The 17,019-nt window shown below is 64.4% G+C and carries 13 protein-coding genes; 8 read left to right on the forward strand and 5 right to left on the reverse strand.

What is annotated here, in order from left to right; translation table 11 throughout:
• The first annotated feature begins 89 nt into the window (after positions 1 to 89).
• A complete protein-coding gene (locus B9N93_RS09720; protein WP_085213128.1) occupies positions 90 to 293 on the forward strand; it encodes a (2Fe-2S)-binding protein in 204 nt (67 codons plus the stop codon).
• Positions 294 to 372: 79 nt separating this feature from the next.
• Here B9N93_RS09720 and B9N93_RS09725 read toward each other — a convergent pair whose 3' ends face one another.
• The 4 genes from B9N93_RS09725 to B9N93_RS09740 all read right to left on the reverse strand — a co-directional run bounded on the left by B9N93_RS09725 (position 373) and on the right by B9N93_RS09740 (position 6,594).
• Complete coding sequence (locus tag B9N93_RS09725; protein ID WP_085213130.1) at positions 373 to 1,125, reverse strand: slipin family protein; 753 nt, start codon at positions 1,123 to 1,125, stop codon at positions 373 to 375.
• A gap of 164 nt (positions 1,126 to 1,289) precedes the next feature.
• On the reverse strand, positions 1,290 to 2,624 hold the full coding sequence (locus B9N93_RS09730; RefSeq protein WP_085213132.1) for a DUF1501 domain-containing protein: 1,335 nt from the start codon (positions 2,622 to 2,624) through the stop codon (positions 1,290 to 1,292).
• A gap of 23 nt (positions 2,625 to 2,647) precedes the next feature.
• Positions 2,648 to 4,963 (reverse strand): DUF1800 domain-containing protein, encoded by a 2,316-nt coding sequence (locus tag B9N93_RS09735; protein ID WP_085213134.1) that lies wholly within the window; start codon positions 4,961 to 4,963, stop codon positions 2,648 to 2,650.
• A gap of 278 nt (positions 4,964 to 5,241) precedes the next feature.
• Positions 5,242 to 6,594: an esterase-like activity of phytase family protein gene (locus tag B9N93_RS09740; protein ID WP_085213136.1), complete on the reverse strand. Its 1,353-nt coding sequence runs from the start codon at positions 6,592 to 6,594 to the stop codon at positions 5,242 to 5,244.
• A 224-nt stretch (positions 6,595 to 6,818) separates the two neighbouring features.
• On the opposite strand from B9N93_RS09740, the gene B9N93_RS09745 reads away from it, so the two are divergent.
• Positions 6,819 to 7,154 carry a hypothetical protein gene (locus tag B9N93_RS09745; protein WP_085213138.1) on the forward strand — a complete coding sequence of 112 codons (336 nt, stop codon included), beginning with the start codon at positions 6,819 to 6,821 and terminating at the stop codon, positions 7,152 to 7,154.
• 43 nt (positions 7,155 to 7,197) lie between these two features.
• Here the strand turns inward: B9N93_RS09745 and B9N93_RS09750 are convergent, their stop codons facing one another.
• Complete coding sequence (locus B9N93_RS09750) at positions 7,198 to 7,578, reverse strand: hypothetical protein (protein WP_085213140.1); 381 nt, start codon at positions 7,576 to 7,578, stop codon at positions 7,198 to 7,200.
• Positions 7,579 to 7,721: 143 nt separating this feature from the next.
• On the opposite strand from B9N93_RS09750, the gene B9N93_RS09755 reads away from it, so the two are divergent.
• The 6 genes from B9N93_RS09755 to B9N93_RS09780 all read left to right on the forward strand — a co-directional run bounded on the left by B9N93_RS09755 (position 7,722) and on the right by B9N93_RS09780 (position 16,884).
• The gene (locus B9N93_RS09755) at positions 7,722 to 8,084 is read left to right on the forward strand and encodes a hypothetical protein (protein ID WP_085213142.1); all 363 of its coding nucleotides are present in this window, start codon (positions 7,722 to 7,724) and stop codon (positions 8,082 to 8,084) included.
• Positions 8,085 to 8,090: 6 nt separating this feature from the next.
• Entirely contained in the window at positions 8,091 to 9,818 is a 1,728-nt protein-coding gene (locus B9N93_RS09760; RefSeq protein WP_085213144.1) for an ExeA family protein, read from the forward strand.
• A 16-nt stretch (positions 9,819 to 9,834) separates the two neighbouring features.
• Positions 9,835 to 10,665 (forward strand): general secretion pathway protein GspB, encoded by an 831-nt coding sequence (locus B9N93_RS09765; protein ID WP_085213146.1) that lies wholly within the window; start codon positions 9,835 to 9,837, stop codon positions 10,663 to 10,665.
• 66 nt (positions 10,666 to 10,731) lie between these two features.
• Positions 10,732 to 14,943, forward strand: coding sequence for a DEAD/DEAH box helicase (locus B9N93_RS09770; protein WP_085213148.1), 4,212 nt, complete (start codon positions 10,732 to 10,734; stop codon positions 14,941 to 14,943).
• A gap of 227 nt (positions 14,944 to 15,170) precedes the next feature.
• On the forward strand, positions 15,171 to 15,404 hold the full coding sequence (locus B9N93_RS09775; RefSeq protein ID WP_085213150.1) for a hypothetical protein: 234 nt from the start codon (positions 15,171 to 15,173) through the stop codon (positions 15,402 to 15,404).
• Between the two features lie 184 nt (positions 15,405 to 15,588).
• Positions 15,589 to 16,884 (forward strand): tyrosine-type recombinase/integrase, encoded by a 1,296-nt coding sequence (locus B9N93_RS09780; protein WP_085213152.1) that lies wholly within the window; start codon positions 15,589 to 15,591, stop codon positions 16,882 to 16,884.
• Positions 16,885 to 17,019: the final 135 nt, after the last annotated feature.

Below are 17,019 nucleotides of genomic sequence, written 5' to 3' on the forward strand. Positions count from 1 at the left end.
CGGGGGCGGCCAAGGATAATCGAAGCCGCCGCGCTTGCCGAGAACGCCGGACGCTAAAATAGCCGATTTCCACGCCGGGCCGCCGTCAGATGAATCCCACCGAACTCCAGTCCAAACCCGAAGTGATCTGCCGATGCAGCGGCACCACCACGGCACAAATCCAGCGCCAGATCGACCGGGGCGTGACCGACCTCGACGCGATTTCCCAGGCCACCGGGGTGTGTTCGGGTTGCGGGGGGTGCGAGGCGGAGGTGTTGGAGTTCTTGGCGGGGTGTGTGAGCGGGGCGGGGTAGGGCGGGCGTTTGGCCCGGCCCGATCCAGACGTATGCCCCCGATCCTTAGGCATGGTCGGGGATCGGCGGCGATTCCGCCTCAATCCGCCTTCCGCGCCAGCGCCCCGGCGAATTCCCGCGCCAAATTCACGAAATCCGACGGCAGCAGCACGATGGTGGTGGTGTTCTGCTCCGCGCCCACCTCGGCGATCATCTGCATCCGCCGCAGTTCCAGGGCGATGGGGTTCTCGGCGATTTGGCGGGCGCCGTCCGAGAGCTTGAGCGAGGCTTCCTGTTCGGCCTCGGCCTTGATGATCCGCGCCCGCTTCTCGCGCACTGCTTCCGCCTCCCGCGCCATGGCCCGCTGCATGGCCTCGGGAATCTCCACATCCTTCATCTCCACCATCTCGATCTGGATGCCCCAGGCCTCGGTGGCCCCGTCCACGATGCCCTTGAGCGCCCGGTTGATCGAATCGCGCGATTTCAACACCTCGTCCAGCACATGCTGGCCGATGATATTGCGTAGGCTGGTGAGGGCGATCTGATGCACGGCGACCGCGTAGTTCTCGACGGCGATGACCGCCTTGGCCGGATCGACGATGCGGTACCACAACACCGCGTCCACCTTCACGGTGACGCTGTCCTTGGTGATGGTCTCCTGGCGCTCGACCGTGACCGTGCGGGTGCGGATATCGATGCGCGTTTGCCATTCGATCAGCGGGACCAGCCAATACAGGCCCGGTCCCTTGATGCACCGGTAGCGTCCCAGCCGGAACACCACGCCGCGCACGTATTCGTTGGCGATGCGGAAGCCAGAGAGCAGGATGAGGGCGAAGATGAGGGTGGAGGTCATGGCGTGACTCCGGGGGTTGGCGAGGCTGTCAATTGTAGCCGCCGTCTTGCCCGCCGGATGCGAACCGCCGGGCGTTCCGGGAACGGGAATATCCCGCCCGCAAAAAAGCCCCGCCCGGTGCGCCGCCGGACGGGGCCATACCAGCCGGGTTTACCCGGCGCACTTCACAGCATGAATCCCACGTCGGCGCTCGGGAACAAGCCCAGGTTGGGGAACACCTGCGCCAGTTCGCTATCGGTCGCCCCGAACCAGTGGCCCAAGGTCGCGCCGAATTGCGCCGTGCCGATCTTGGGAATCCACACGCCCCGGCCATTGGCGTCGTCCGGCCCGTTCAGCACGAACTGCGGCATCTGCCCATAAATCCCGCCTTTCACCGCTCCGCCCAGCACGAGGTGATGGTTGCCCCAGGCGTGGTCGCTGCCGCTGCCATTGGATTGCAGGGTGCGGCCAAATTCCGATTGGGTGAACGCGGTCACGTTCTGGGCCAAGCCGACCTCGCCGCAAGCGTGGTAGAAGGCATCCAGCGCCTGCGAGAGCTGGATGAACAAATCCCATTGCTGCCAATCCTGCGAGCCGTGGGTGTCGAAGCCGTCCAGCGAACAGAAGAACACCTGCCGTCCCGGTCCCTGCTGCGAGCGTAGCCGGATCAGGCGCATCACCTCCTTGAGCTGGTTGCCCAGCGCAGTGCCGGGAAACACCGTGTTCAGGGGCGAGAGGTTGGCGTTGGATTTGAGCGCGTCGGCCAGTTGCAAACCGTCCAGCATGGCTTGGTTGGCGGCCTGCCGCACCGCGCTGCCGGCGTCCAAGCCCAGGATTTGGTTCAGGGCTTGCCGCCGGGCCAGGGCGGCGGAACTCGGCCACATGTCCATGCCCGACAGGCTCAAATCGGTGCCGGGCGTGACCACGTTGCCGACCACCTGGTTGCCTTGCAGCAAGGGCGCGGGCGAGGATACCGAGATGGCCGCGAGGCTGTCGTTCGCGGTCAAATGATCCAGCAAGCGCCCGCCCCAGCCGCTGCTGCTCCCGGCGGGCAGGCCGTTCTGGGCCTGCATGGTCTGGTCCGGGTGCGAGAACAGGCTGGTCGGCACGTTCGCGCCCTGGAGGTATTGGGCGCGGGTCAGGGGTTGCTGCAACATGCCGGTGTTCAGCACCACGGCCATGTGTCCTTGGTTGAACAGCGCGTTCAACTCCGGGAGGCCGTAATGCAGGGCGTAGGGATTGCCATAGCCGTCGCTGATGGGCGAGAGCAGCTTGCCCGCGCCCAGGGCCAGATTGCCCCGGATGCCCTGGTATTGGGCATAGCGGGCGTTGTCCACGGGGACGATCAGGTTGTTGCCGTCGTTGCCGCCGTAGAGGTAGATGCAGACCAGCGCCTTGTAATCGCTGACCGCGGCCTGGGCTCCGCGGATGCCTAGCCCCAGGCTCATCAAGCCGAGGGAAGCCAGGCCGGCGCTGAGTTTCAGGAAGCCGCGGCGGTGGGGGTTGTGTGCGTGTGTCATGGTCGGATGCTCCGGGAAGAGGGTTAGCGTTGCACCGCGTACTCGCTGGAAATCGCGGCGAGGTACAGGGCGCCCAGGGCGCGGCTCTGGTTGTCGGGGGCGGTGTTGCCCAGCGCCACCAGGATTTGGCGCAGTTCGTTCGACATCTGGCCGAAGAACAGCGTCTGGTTGATTTTCTCGGCCAGGGTGGCGGAATTCCCCGCCACCGCCACGAAGGGCGATAGATCGAAGACCAGCGAGCTACCTAATTGCCCGGTCAGGATTTGGTAGATGAAATTGGCGCGTTGAATGGAAAGGCCCGGTCCGTAGATTTGGAATTCCGGCCCGGACATCCCCGGATGGCCCGGCAAGGGGGCCAGCGGCGAATAGAAGCTGAACACGGTGTTGGGCGACAACACCAGATTCCCCAGGTTGCGGAACACATAGGCGTACATGTTGGGATCGTTGAATTGCATCCCCAAGGCCCGGCCCAGGCCCACCACATGCAGCATGGGGTCTTTCAAATGCCCGGTGTCCAGCGAGACCGGATGGGTGGCTTCGCCGTCGGTGAGGATGGCGGTCAGCACCGCCCACAGGTCGCCGCGCACGCCTTGTCCGTTGTCCTGGAACACCTCGGCCACCCGCTGGATATAGCCGGGGCTGGGATTGCTGGTGACGAGGCTGCGGATCAAGCGGGTGGCGATGAAGGGCGCGGTATTGGGGTGGTTGAACAGGTTGTCGATGACCGCTTCCAAATCCTGGGTGACGGTCTGTCCGGCGGGAATCACCGTGCCGTTCAACAGGGTCTTGCTGCCGGTGTCGTGGTTCTGCGGGCGTGGTTCCATCAGGCCGACGAAATATTCCCAATTGTTGGATTGCGGGGTGTTGCCGGGGGCGGTGGGATAGGTCCAGCCGGTCAGGGCGCGGGCCACTTCCCGCAGGGTGTTCTGGTCGTAGGTCAGGATCGATTGGCCCTGGCCGTCCAACTTGAGGCTGCCGTCCGGGTTCAGTTGTTTCAGGCCGATGCTGAAGAGCTGCATCACCTCCCGCGCATAGTTCTCGTTGGGCGAGGTGCTGGCACCGGCCTTCATGCTATTGGCGAGGTCCAGGTATTTGCCCATGGTGGGGCTGAGGGTCACATCGCGCAGCAGGGCGCGGTAATTGCCGAAGGCATGTTTCGATAACAGCCGCACCCAGGGGATCAGTTCTTCCCCGTTGACGTTCTTGTTGGTCGAGACCACCAGGATTTGGCTGAGGGCGTAGATCATGCGCTGGCGCAGCGAGTCCGGGCCGTTCGCCATGTTGTAGAAGGTCTGGGTCACCACCTCGTTGGCGTTGAGGCCGTCGGGGAGGGCGGTTTCCGGCAGGTTGGCCTGTTGCGCCATCCAGTATTGGAGTCCCTCGGTTTGCACGGTGGCGACGCTGGCCGATGTCGGGCCGAAGCTGGCCTGGCCCAAGAAACGCACGGCGTCGGCTTTGCTCACCGGGATCATGCTGGCGGGCAGGGCGGGCGGTTGCGGCGCGGGCGAGGGGCTGGGGTTGGCTTCGGTGGCGGGCGTACCGCTGCCAGAACCACCGGAGCCGCCGGAACCCGAGCCGCTGCCCGAACCCGTGCCCGGATCGGAACCGCCGCCCTGGGCCACTTGTCCGGTCGAGGTGATGGTGTAATGGCCGACCTCGTTCCACACGTCGTAGATCACCACGTCGATCTGGGTCTTGCCATCGCACAGCCAGGCGTTCACGGTGCCGCCGCTGCTGGCCGGGTTGCTGGATATATACAGCTTGAGATTGGGATTGGCGGCGTCCTGGGCCGGGACCGTGGCCGTGACCGGGGCCGCGCAATTGGCCGGTTGCGGCAAGGTGTATTGGGTCACGTTGGGATCGAAGGCCGGGCTGAGACCGGCGACATTGAGGGAGGTCAGCTTGCCGCTGACCGGGGGCACGGGGGGCGGTGGTGGGGCGGCATCGACCGCAGTGATGGTATAACGACCTTTCTCCACCCAATTCTGGTAGATGACGATATCGGCCTGGCCGGTGGCGTTGCAGATATAGGCGTTGACGGTCTGGCCGTTCTTGGCCGGGTTGTTGGCGATGTAGAACTGGCTCTTGCTGTCCAGTCCTTGCGCCGTGGCGGTGATGGCAACGCCGCAGCTACCGGCCACCTTGGGCACGGTGTACTTCTTGATGTTGGGATTGAAGGCCGGGCTGAGGTTGGGCACCGCCAAACTGGTCAATTTGCCGGTGGCGGCGGCATGGGCGGTGCCACCCAGCAACAGGCCCAGGGCGGGTAACAGCGCCAGCGCGGCGCGGGGCCGGGCGGGGGTACGCCGGGCCGGATAGGTGGATGGTTGTTGGCGCATGGCTCCTCTCCTGAAGGATCGCCGTCCGGTCGGGCCGGTCGGGGCTGGGGTCGCTGGGGTGGACGGGCCGGGTCGGCCCGTCCTTGGATTCGGGCTCCGGCTGTCGCGGGGAAGCTGTACCGGAGTTGTGAATAAGCCTAGCGATGGGGAGGGGAAACGGGCGGTGAATATTACCGGTTTGCGGTGGGGATATTCCGTCTGGCGGGAGCCGCCGGGGGACGGCGCCGGTTCCCGGACGGGGCTTGGGAACCGGCGGATTAGGAAGAGGCGGGAGCGGGTTAGCCGCGGTCGCTCTTGTCGAGCGAGAAGGGCGCGACCGTCTGGGGCTGGTAGTTGGGCAGGTCGGCGTCTTCGAAGGTGAACACGAAGAACTTGTTGGGACCGGCCACGGCGGGCAGGAAATCGTTGTCGTTGGCGATGAACAAGGTGTGCTTGGTCACGCCGCCGACGCTGAGGTCGGGACCGAAAGCCACGCCTTCGATCTTGGCCGGGACTTGGTCGGCGGGGACGCCGTTGCTCCCGAGCAGGGCGACCAGGTCCAGGAACGGGGTCTTGGCGACCAGGGTGGTGGTGGCGGTATTGAGGACGGACTGGCCGGAAATATCGGTCGCGCCGCTAATATCGATCTTGTACAGTTTTTTCACCACCGCGCTGGAGCCATCGCCCAGGCCGGCCCCGTCGCGCTCATCGACCAGGAATTCATGGTCGTTGATGGCGACGATTTCGCTGACGCCGCTGCCGTCGGTCAGCAGATAGGCGTATTCGTGGGTCGTGCCGGTTTCGGTGTCGATGGTGAAGAGGCGCAGGTATTTCTTGGTGTCCTGCAACAGATTCTGCTGCATGATGCCGACCAGGGTCTTGCCGTCGGGGGTGATGGCCAGCCCTTCCATGCCTTTGTTGTCGATGCGGCCCACGGTGTTGTAGGGTTTTTCCTCGTTCTTGCCCATGCTGCTGGGCTTGGCGACCGCGTAATATTTGGGCGGGTTGAAGACTTTGATCCGCCTGCCGTTGACCCGGTTGAATTTGTAGATGTAGGGGCCGTATTCATCGCTGATATAGACGAATTTGCCATCGTTCGATACCCGGATGCCCTCGGGATCGAAGCGGCCATCGAAGGCGTGGGTGCTGGGCTTGGCGGCGTTGAAATTATCCGAGCGCCCGGAGAAATAAAACTGGGTCGGGCTGTTGAGACCCGGCGCGCCGCCGGTGGCGTACACCAGGGGCAGGCCGCTGGACAGCAGGGTGGTCGCGCTGAGGGCGGGCGAGAGGATATAAGGCAGGGAGCCCACGGTGCCGACGGTGTAATCGGGGTTGGGCGCGAGCGACAGATGGAGGGTCTGGAAGCGCGGGATATAGCTGGTGGTGTCGTCCACGTTGGCGTTGTAGGCCACGGCGTTGGGACCGCGGTCGGGCAGGCCCAGGAAGATGTTGCCGCCCGCATAGGCCAGGCCGGAGCCGATGCCGCCGAGGCGGTTGCCGGCCACGCCGTTTTCCAGCGGGGTGGCGGTGCGGGTGGAGAGGTCTTGGTAATTGCCGTCGATCTGGCCGATGGCGATCAGGTCGATCTGGGCCTGGGCGGCGCTGGCCGCGAACAGCAGCGGTAACACGCGGCAAAGCTGGGTTTTAAGCATCGTTACGGAGTCCATGAAGTTGGAAGGGGGAAGGCGCTTCGGTCGCAATCGACAAAAGGCGTGGCATTCTGGCCGGTGCTTGTTACCGTGGCGTTAAGCTTGGAACCCGAGCCAAGCCACCGGGTCCTGGCCTCTGGCTTCGGAAATGCCGGATACTGTGGATTTGGCGCGGATCGGCCCTGTGGATACGGGCTGGTGCGGGGCATTGAAAGCGAGGTACTGCAATGAAGATCATCGAACACGATTTCGGCAAGAAGGCGCGGCAGGTGGTGCGGGATTTCCGCGAGCGCCTGTCCCTGGAACCTTCGCACGAATCCAATATCCAGGCCAATCCCTTGCCCTATCTGGAGCGGGCGGCGGAGCGGATTTTCCGGCTGGAAGAGGCTTTGTTCGAGGCGGTGAAAGCGGTCGCCCCGCCCGATGGTGCCGCGCCTTGCGGGGAGACGGTCCAGGTGGACAAGGCCGAGTACCAGCGCTTGCTGCGGTGCCGCGACATCGTCGAGCGGGCGCTGGTCGAATACGCCAGCGACGAGGCCCCGTCGCCGCCCGGACCCGCCTGACCCGCCTGGAAAAGGGCGGGGCCATCGGCCCCGCCCCGGCCCGTCAGGGCTTCACCTCCACGAAACGGATCAACGATCCCCAGCAGCCTTCCTTGCTCTTGGCCTCGACCGCCACCCGCACCTTGCCCGGCTGGGCGATGGGCTGGGGCAGGCTGGCTTTGACCTCGTAGTCGCCGTTGCGGCGTTGGGTGATGGTGGGGGTGATTTTGCCGGTGCCGATTTCGATGCCGAGGCTGTCGATGTCGGTGTTGTCGGAAGCGATGAAGCCGAATTCGGACAGCGCGGCCACGGGACCTTCGGGCTTGGCTTCCTGGAAGCTGGGTTCGGCGCAGGCCGCCCCGCCGCCCCCGCCGCCGCCATAAGCCCAAACCCCGCCGCCATAGAGCGCAGCCGCCAGCCATGCCGTCATGATGATCGTGCGCATATCGGTTCTCCTCTGTTGGATGTCGTGGTGCAGTGACCGGGCGTTTGGACTCCAACAGAAGCCGGGTTATCCGTCAATCCCGCGTGGGGCGGGCCATGGCCTTGGGCCGGATCGGGTAGAATCCAGCCCAGGAGGATCAGCCCATGCCCAAGCTCTCTGGACCTTTGATTTTGTTGGCCGCGTTCGGCGGCTTCTTTCTCGCGCTGTTCTTGGTGTTCCAGGTGGTGGATAGCGAATTCTTCCGGGGCGATCCCGATCTCGGCGGCTCGGCGGTGGCGGTCAAGAACGCCAAGACCGCCGAAGCCCATGCCCAATGCGCCAAGGCCGCCCACGCCGCCCACCCGCCCGCCGATTACACCGCCTGGGATTTGGGTTTCGACCGCTATCTGGTCAAGGTCGGGGCGGGGGACGGCGCGGTCCGGCCCTATCTTTGCCGCGCCCTGAACCCCGGCGGGGCGGCAGCATGGACGGTGCAAAGCCTCGAATATCCCGGCGATCCCGACTGAAACCCGATGTACACCCAGTTTTTTAAGTTCGCCGAACCGCCGTTCTCCATCGCGCCCAATCCGCGCTATCTCTATCTCAGCCCCCAACACAAGGAAGCCCTGGCCCATCTCCTGTACGGCATCGGCGTCGGCGGCGGCTTCGTGGCCTTGACCGGCGAGGTCGGCACCGGCAAGACCACGCTGTGCCGCTGCCTGTTGGAGCAGTTGCCGGAAGACGTGGATATCGCCTTGATCTTCAATCCCCGCTTGGATTCCAGGGAGTTGGTCGAGAGCCTGTGCGACGAACTGCATATCGCCCATCCCGCCGGGGCCAGCCTCAAGCCCTTGATCGACGCTTTGAACCGGCATTTGCTGGACGCTCACGCCCAGGGCCGCCGCACCATCGTCCTGATCGACGAGGCCCAGAACCTGAGTTTCGAGGTGTTGGAGCAAATCCGCCTGCTGACCAACCTGGAGACCCATCAGGCCAAGCTGTTGCAAATCATCCTGGTGGGCCAGCCCGAACTCGGGCAATTGCTGGCGCGGCGGGATTTGCGCCAGTTGGCGCAAAGGATCACGGCGCGTTACCACCTCGATCCCTTGTCCCGCCCGGAAACCGCCGACTATGTGCGCCACCGTTTGGCGGTGGGCGGCACGGAGGAAACCATTTTCAGTCGCGCCGCGCTGGCCGAAATCCATCGCCGCACCCAGGGCGTGCCGCGCTTGATCAACGTGTTGTGCGACCGTGCCTTGCTGGGCGCGTACAGCCTGGGGCGGCGCAAGGTGGACCGGGGCATCGTCCGCAAATCGGTTCGGGAACTGCGGGCGGAGCGGACCCCGCCGCGCTGGCCGTGGTGGGCCGCTGCCGCCGGGGTGGCTTTGGGTTTGGGGGCTTTGGCCGGGCTGGCGTATTTTCGGCCCGTGCCTGGGCCGGATTTCGCGGCTTGGCTCGGCGCGGCGCGGAAGACCGTCGTCGGCGAAGCGCCCAAGCCATCCGCAGCGGTGGCCCCATTGCCGCCGCCGGTCCCGGCCCAAGCGCCGACCCAGCCTCCCGCTCCGCCGTCCCCGACCGCCAACGCCACGCCCGCCACCCCGGTTCCAATCCAGGCCCCGGCCACCCAGCCGCCGGAGCCGCCCGCCGCCGTGCCGCTCGCCCAAGCCCTGGCCGATCCGGCACCGACCCGTGCGGCGGCGTTCGCCCGCTTGTTGGCGCTGTGGCAACGGGAACCGCCTGCCGCCAGCGAAGACCCCTGTACCTATGCCGGGCAACACGGCCTGCGTTGCCTGTCCTGGCATGGAACGTGGTTCAAACTGCGGAGCTTCGACCATCCGGCGCTGTTGGAACTGGTCTTGCCCGGCGGCGGGCGGGGCTATGCCGCCTTGACCGCCGTGGCCGCTGGCCGGGTCGAACTGGATTGGGGCGCGGGCGTCCATGGCTACGATCTGGCGGAATTGCTGCCATTGTGGAAGGGCGATGCGGTCTTGCTCTGGCAGCCGCCCTTGGGCGGGACCGCGACCCTGGTGCCCGGCGAGCGGACGCCGCTGGTGCGTTGGGTCCGGGAGCGGTTGCGGCTTCCTGCGTCGCTGGGCGGGGAAGAAGAATTCGATGCCGATTTGAAGGCCCGCGTCGTCGCCTTCCAGACCGAACACGGCTTGGTGCCCGATGGCAAGGTGGGAACGCAGACCCTGATTTATCTGGAGGCGCTGGGCGGTGATCCGGCGGTTCCGCGGCTCGAAGCCGTTCCTCCCCATTGAAGTTGGAAGCGCGTCCATGTCCTATATCCTCGAAGCCCTACGCAAATCCGAGCGCGACCGCCAAGCGGCCCAGACGCCCACCTTGCCGCATTTGCTCAACCAGCCGCCGCCGCGGCGTCCGCATTGGATAGGCTGGTTGCTGGCCGGGTTGTTGGTGGTGAACGGCCTGGGGCTGGCTTGGCTGGCTCTCTACGACCGGGGCCGGAGCCAGCCGGATGCGCCCGTTGCCTCGCCACCGGCCCCGCCAGTGGCGCCCGTCACGCCCAAGGCATCCGCCGACGCCGCGCCCAATGCCGTCGTCAGCCTGAACCCGCCGCCCGTCGCCCCATCCACCGTCCCGAAGCCCGCGCACCTGTCCACCGAGGCCAAAGCGCCCGCCAAGCCCGCCGTCCACACTGTCAAGCCGCATACGGCGAAACCAGCCAAGCCCGCGCCACTGACGGAGGCAGACACGCCCGAGCTGGCCTGGACGGAAGACGGCGAGGCCGCGTCTCCGGTTCTGGCGAGGCCGAAGCTGCGTCCTGCCCTGCGTCCACCGCCGCCCCGGCCCGCTGAGGAAGATCGGGGGGACGAGGCGGATCAACCCGCGCCCCAAGCGGAGCGCCTGGCCCACGACCCGATTCCTTGGCTCAGCGCCTTGCCGGGCGAATTCCGCCAGCGGTTGCCGCAGTTCAAGATCAATATCTTCGCCTACTCCAGCCTGCCGGAAGAACGCTTCGCCATCATCGATATGCGTAAATACCGGGTGGGCGACCGTATTCCGGGCGAGGCCTTGTTGCTGGATATTCGGGCCGATTGTTTAGTGCTGGAATGGGAAGGCCAAAAGTTCCGGTTTCCCCGCCCCTGAGCCGGGACGCCGTTTCCCGGTTTATGCGAAAATTTCCCTATTGTTGTGTTGACGAGGCGAATTTGGATGGCTGTTGATGAAGGTGTCGCCGACGATTGGATGGCGAAATATCTGGCCTTGCCCGAGAAAGAGCGCGAGGCCATCAATCTGCTGGCGGTGAATTGGGGACCGCTGTCGGTTTCCCAAATCAAGAACAGTTTGGGCATCGTTTCCAAAACCCGACTGAGTACCGAGGCTTGCGAGCGCCAGGGATTTTTGGTGCGGGTGCGGGGCCGGATGCCCAGCGCCAGCACCGGCCACCTGCTCAAGTGTGCCCCGGCCCTGGTCGAGCGGGTGGCCCGGTATCTGGCCGCCGCGGGGCGGTTTGAGTCTTTCGCCCAGCGCGCCCGTAAGGCCTGGCCGTTCGGGCGGAGCCTGACCGGATTCCGGGCCGAGCCGGGGGACTTCCTGTTCGAGAGCCCCGAGCAATTGATCCGCGAAGTGCGGATCGGGCTTTATCTGAACGACGAGGCGTATAGCGAGCGCATGTGCGCCATGTTGCGGCGGACCCGCTATAGCTATTACGGCCCGGAATGGGGTTTGTTCGAGCATCCGCAGGTGGTGTACGCCATGATTTGCGCCAATCCTTTCGACGGCGATTGGTTCCGGGGCTTGTCGGCCAACGTCCGCAAGCTGGCCCTGCCCGGTACGGCCTATCAACTCACCATGGACTGGCAGATGGACCCGGCGGCCTACCACATGCTGGCCGAGCAAAACCGGGAGTTGGGCGGGGCCGGCCCGATCATGGCCCTGGCCGCTGTGCTGCGCGGCGAGCCACAAGCGGCGCAGAGCTGGTTGGAAGGGCTGAAGCCGGGGGTCGAAACCGCCAGCGTCCAAGGTATCTTGAGCCTGTTGCACGGCCAGGACGACGCGGCCATCAAAAGTTTCGAGGAAGCCCTGCGCCACTACCGCCGGGAAAGCGGCCAGCGCAAAGCCTTCATGCCGGGCCTGGGCGGGGTGTTCTATCTCCTGGCCCTGAGCCTGCGCAACCAGGGCAAGGATATTGAAAAAGCCCAGGGCTTGCTGGAGCAGCCTTTCGTGAACTCGCCGTTCACCGATATCCATTGGCTGTTCAAGCGCGGCCTGCCGATAGAGAGCGACGCCAAGCACCTCGACCCTTACCGGCAGCAATTGGAACACGCCCTGAAAAAAGCCGCCCCGGCCAGTCCCTGGACCCTGTGGATCGGCTTGCTCCTCCTGCACCGCTACGACGATAAGACGCAGTCCTTCGCCCCCTACCTGTCCCAACTCGATCCATTGCGGGAGCGGGCGGAACGCCTGGAACTGGCCTGGCCCGCCGCCGAACTGGCCCAGTTGCAAGCCCGCTTGCAGCCGCATAAAGCCGGGCTGGCCGAAGCCGCCGCCGCCTTCAAACAGCGTACCGGCCTGGGCTTGGTCGTGGACCGGGTCCGCTTCCAAGCGTCCTGGGAACGGATGCTCAACGCCATCCGCAACAGCGCCCCGTCGGCACCCACCGCCCGGCCCGAATCCGCCGAAACCGGCGGCGAATTACGGCTGGCGTGGTTGGTCGCGGAAGACTATTCCGATACTTTTTCCTTGGAGGCCCGCGAACAAAAGCGCAGCGGCAAAAGCTGGACCAAGGGCAAGACGGTCTCCCTGAAAAGCTTGCAGGAAAACGTGTTCACCCGCCCTTATCTGACCGAACAGGACCGCCGGGTCGCCGCTTGTGTCACCATCGACCCCTACACCCGCGGCTACCGGCTGTCGGACCGGGGTTGGCTGGCACTGGCCGGTCATCCGGCGGTGTTCTGGGAACCCAGCGGGGTGGCGGCGGAATTGGTGTTGGCACCGCCCGAACTCCGGGTCCGCCGCTTGAAGGACAGCCAGGTCTGGATCGAGTTCTGGCCCCAGCCCGGCCGGGAAGACCGCACCCTGGTCATCACCAAGGAAGGGCTGACCCGGCTCAAGCTGACCGAGTTGAAACCCGAGCATCACCGCCTGGTCCGCATCATCGGCGAAGGTTTCGAGGCACCGGCCTCGGCCCAGACGCAAATCCTGGAAGGCTTGGGCGCGGTGTCCTCCCTGGTCGCCATCCATTCCGATATCGGCACGGTGGAATCCGCCACCGCCGAGACCGTGGTGGCCGACAACTGCCCCAGGGTGCAATTGCTGCCGGAAGGCGAGGGCTTGCGGGTGGCGGTGCTGGTGCGTCCTTTCGGCGAGCAAGGTGCTTATTTCATACCGGGCAAGGGCGGGGCCGGTTTGATCGCCGAACTCGGGGGCCGCCGCTTGCAGACCGAGCGCAATTTGCGCGAGGAACGCCGCCGGGTGGCGCAATTGATCGTGGCCTGCCCCGCCTTGGAAGAATCCGCCGACCCGGACCAGCCCTGCCAATGGTTCATGGAAGATACCGAAAGCAGCCTGCAATTCTTGCTGGAACTGGGCGCGGCGGGCGCCGACAAGGCCGTGGTCGAATGGCCGCAGGGCGAGAAGTTCAAGGTCTTGGGACAGGCTGATTCGGGCCAGATGAGTGTGCAATTCCGCCAGCAGCGCGATTGGTTCGCGGTCGATGGCCAACTCAAGCTGGACAACGGCGAAGTGATCCAGATGCAAACCCTGCTGGCCTTGCTGGATGCCAGTCCGGGCCGGTTCCTGCGCCTGGACGGCGACCGCTTCCTGGCCTTGACCGATGCCTTCCGCAAGCGGCTGGCAGACTTGCGGAGCTATACCGAGCAACATGGCCAGGGGCGGCGGGTCCATCCCCTGGCCTTGCCGGTGATGGAGGAACTGACCGAGGGTCTGGGCCAGGTCAAGACCGATCAAGCCTGGAAGCGGCGCATCGAGCAATTGCGCGAGGCCGAGCGGTTCCAGCCACAGTTGCCCGGCACCTTGCAAGCCGAACTGCGCGATTACCAGCGCGATGGTTACGTCTGGCTGGCCCGCTTGGCGGCTTGGGGCGTGGGGGCTTGCCTCGCCGACGACATGGGCCTCGGCAAGACCGTGCAGGCCATCGCCTTGATCCTCAGCCGCGCCGCCGAAGGCCCGTCCCTGGTGATCGCGCCGACCTCGGTGGGGTTCAACTGGCATAACGAAGTGGGCCGGTTCGCACCCACCCTCAAGCCCAGAAGCCTGACCGGCGGCGACCGCCAATCCCTGATCGATGGACTCGGCCCCTACGACCTGTTGATTTGCAGCTACGGGCTGTTACAGCAGGAAGCCGTGGGCGAGTTGCTCGCTAAGGTGCGCTGGCGCACCCTGGTCCTGGACGAGGCCCAGGCCATCAAGAACGCTGCCACCCGCCGTTCCCAGCAGGCCATGGCTTTGCAGGCCGATTTCAAGCTCATCACCACCGGCACCCCGGTCGAGAACCATCTGGGCGAGTTGTGGAATTTGTTCCGCTTCATCAACCCCGGCTTGTTGGGCTCCCTGGCCAGCTTCAACGAGCGCTTCGCCGGTCCCATCGAGCGCGACCAGGACCGCGAGGCCCGCCAGCGGCTCAAACGCTTGATCCAACCCTATCTCCTGCGCCGCACCAAGGCCCAGGTGTTGGACGAATTGCCGCCGCGCACCGAGATCGAGCTACGGGTGGAACTGGGCGAAAAGGAAGCGGCGTTCTACGAGGCATTGCGCCGGAAGCTCCTGGACGAACTCGACGAGACCGAAGGCCCGATCCAGGACCAGCGCTTCCGGGTGTTGGCGGCCATCACCAAGCTGCGCCGCGCTTGCTGCAATCCCAACCTGGTCGCGCCGGAACTGGGTCTTTCCAGCAGCAAGCTGGACCTGCTGGGCGATGTGTTGGGCGAGCTATTGGAGAACCACCACAAGGCGCTGGTGTTCAGCCAGTTCGTGGACCATCTCGCCCTGGTCCGTGAATTGCTGGACCGCAAGGGCATCGCCTACCAATATTTGGACGGCCAGACCCCCGCGCCCGAACGCAAGACGCGGGTGGAAGCTTTCCAAGCCGGGGAGGGCGAGGTGTTTTTGATTAGTCTCAAGGCGGGTGGGACCGGGCTGAACCTGACCGCCGCCGATTATGTGATCCACCTCGACCCTTGGTGGAACCCGGCGGTCGAGGACCAAGCCTCCGACCGCGCCCACCGCATCGGCCAGAACCGCCCGGTCACGGTCTACCGGCTGGTGGCGAAGGGCACCATCGAGGAGCAAATCGTCTCCCTGCACCGGCATAAGCGGGAATTGGCCGACAGCCTCTTGGAGGGCGGCGAGATCAGTGCCAAGATCGGGGCGGAGGATTTGTTGGAATTGATGCGGGCGGGTTGAGAGAAGTGGCTCCGGAAATTTGAACAGCCGGTTAAGTGGATAAGATCAGCCCTTTCAAAGTGTAAAAATAGCCCTTCTAAATCAATGGGTTGAAAAGGCCGTTTTTCTGTGTCGAAGCGTAGGACGCCACCAACGGCGACATGGGCCACAGCAAAATCAGGGACTTACATAACCCGATTTCGCCAACCGGGTAAACCACTTTGAAAGTGGCTGGTGGATAAGATGTGATGGCGCAATACCGCCGCCGGATTCTGGATTTGCGGACGACGCTATCCAAATCCCCGACCAACGCCAGGATGATTTTGAAGGAGTATCTGAAGGAAGTTCGGCTGGAAGCCGACCAGGAAGGAATTTACGCGCAGATAAAAGAAAGCCCCGCCAGCCTACTGAGTTCGGCCGACGGGGCGTTTCTGGTAATGGTAGCGGGGGCAGGATTTGAACCTACGACCTTCGGGTTATGAGCCCGAAAAACTAAGCATTTTTCGGCGTTGATCTGGATTCCAAAAAACACATAAGTCTTTGAAAAGGTGAAAAACATATAGCCATTTCGGTTGCTTGGCGTTGATCGGGATTGATAGAATCGGGCTACATAAGGGCTGCATAAAATCCAATGTAGCCAGCCCCATCAACCTTCGGAGCAACGCCATGAATCGTCAACGGCTCACCTTACAGCGGATAACCGCCTTTACCTGCGAGTCCGGCAAAGGACAGGATTTTCTTTGGGATACCGATGTACCGCGACTCGCTGTGCGGGCAACGGGGGCCGGAGCCAAGTCCTTCATCTTCGGGGGCAAACTCGCCGGCACGTCAATCAGGGTGACGATTGGCTCGGTGTCCGACTGGCTGATCGATGACGCCCGCGCCGAAGCCCGCCACCTGCAAACCTTGGTTGACCAAGGCATAGACCCGCGTGTCGCCAAGGCCGAAAAGACCGCCGCGAGCCATGCGAAACGCGAAGAATTGATTCGCCGCGAAGTGACCATGGCCGAAGCCTGGGCGGTCTATATCGAGGCCCGCCGCCACAAATGGAGCGAGCGCCATCTTACCGACCACATCAACCTGTCCTATCAGGGCGGCGATCCGGCCAAACGAGGAAACCGCAAGAAATTGCCCGGTGCGCTGGCATCCTTGATGCCGTTGCGGTTGATGGAAATCGACGCGGCGCGGGTAAAGGCATGGCTGCGCGATGAAACCGCCAAACGACCCGCGCAAGCCCGGCTCGGGTTCGGTGCGCTACGCGGCTTCTTGAACTGGTGCGGCGATACCCCGGAATATGCGGGGCTCGCGCAACGCGAAGCTTGCGAAAGCCGTGTGGCCCGCCAAAACCTGCCGAAAAAACAAGCCAAGCGCGATGTGCTACAGCGGGAACAGCTTGCCGATTGGTTCGCCGCTGTCCGGGGGCTCGATAACCCGGTGATTTCGGCCTATCTCCAAGCCCTGCTGTTGACCGGCGCACGGCGCGAGGAACTGGCCGGGCTGACCTGGGATAACCTGGATTTCAAATGGAACGCCATGACCATCCGCGACAAGGTGGAAGGAGAGCGAACCATTCCCTTAACCCCCTACGTGGCCCAACTTCTCGCCGCCCTGCCCCGCCGCAACGAGTGGGTGTTTTCCAGCCCCGCCGCCGCATCCGGTCGGCTACAGGAACCCCGCATTCCCCATAACCGGGCGCTCGCCAAGGCGGGGATAGAAGACCTGACCTTGCACGGGTTGCGCCGTTCGTTCGGTAGCTTGGCGGAATGGATCGAATGCCCGGCGGGCATCGTGGCACAAATCATGGGACATAAGCCATCCGCGACCGCAGAGAAGCATTACCGGGTTCGCCCCCTCGATCTACTGCGCATGTGGCATTCCAAGATCGAGGCTTGGATGTTGGAACAAGCGGGTTTGCCGTTCGACGCGGAGCAAGCCAAGCCGGGTTTACGGGTGGTAGCTTGATAAGCCTTCCCGGAAAAACCCTCCCGTATTGCTGGCATGGTGTGATAGGCAGGGCCAGCAAGCCGATATGACGCGGCGCTGTCTTATTGGAAGGAGTGGAATAAGCGCCTCAAGCGCAAACCGCGATGACCTGCG

Origin of the sequence: Methylomagnum ishizawai (assembly GCF_900155475.1) — a bacterium.
Classification (GTDB): Bacteria; Pseudomonadota; Gammaproteobacteria; order Methylococcales; family Methylococcaceae; genus Methylomagnum; species Methylomagnum ishizawai_A.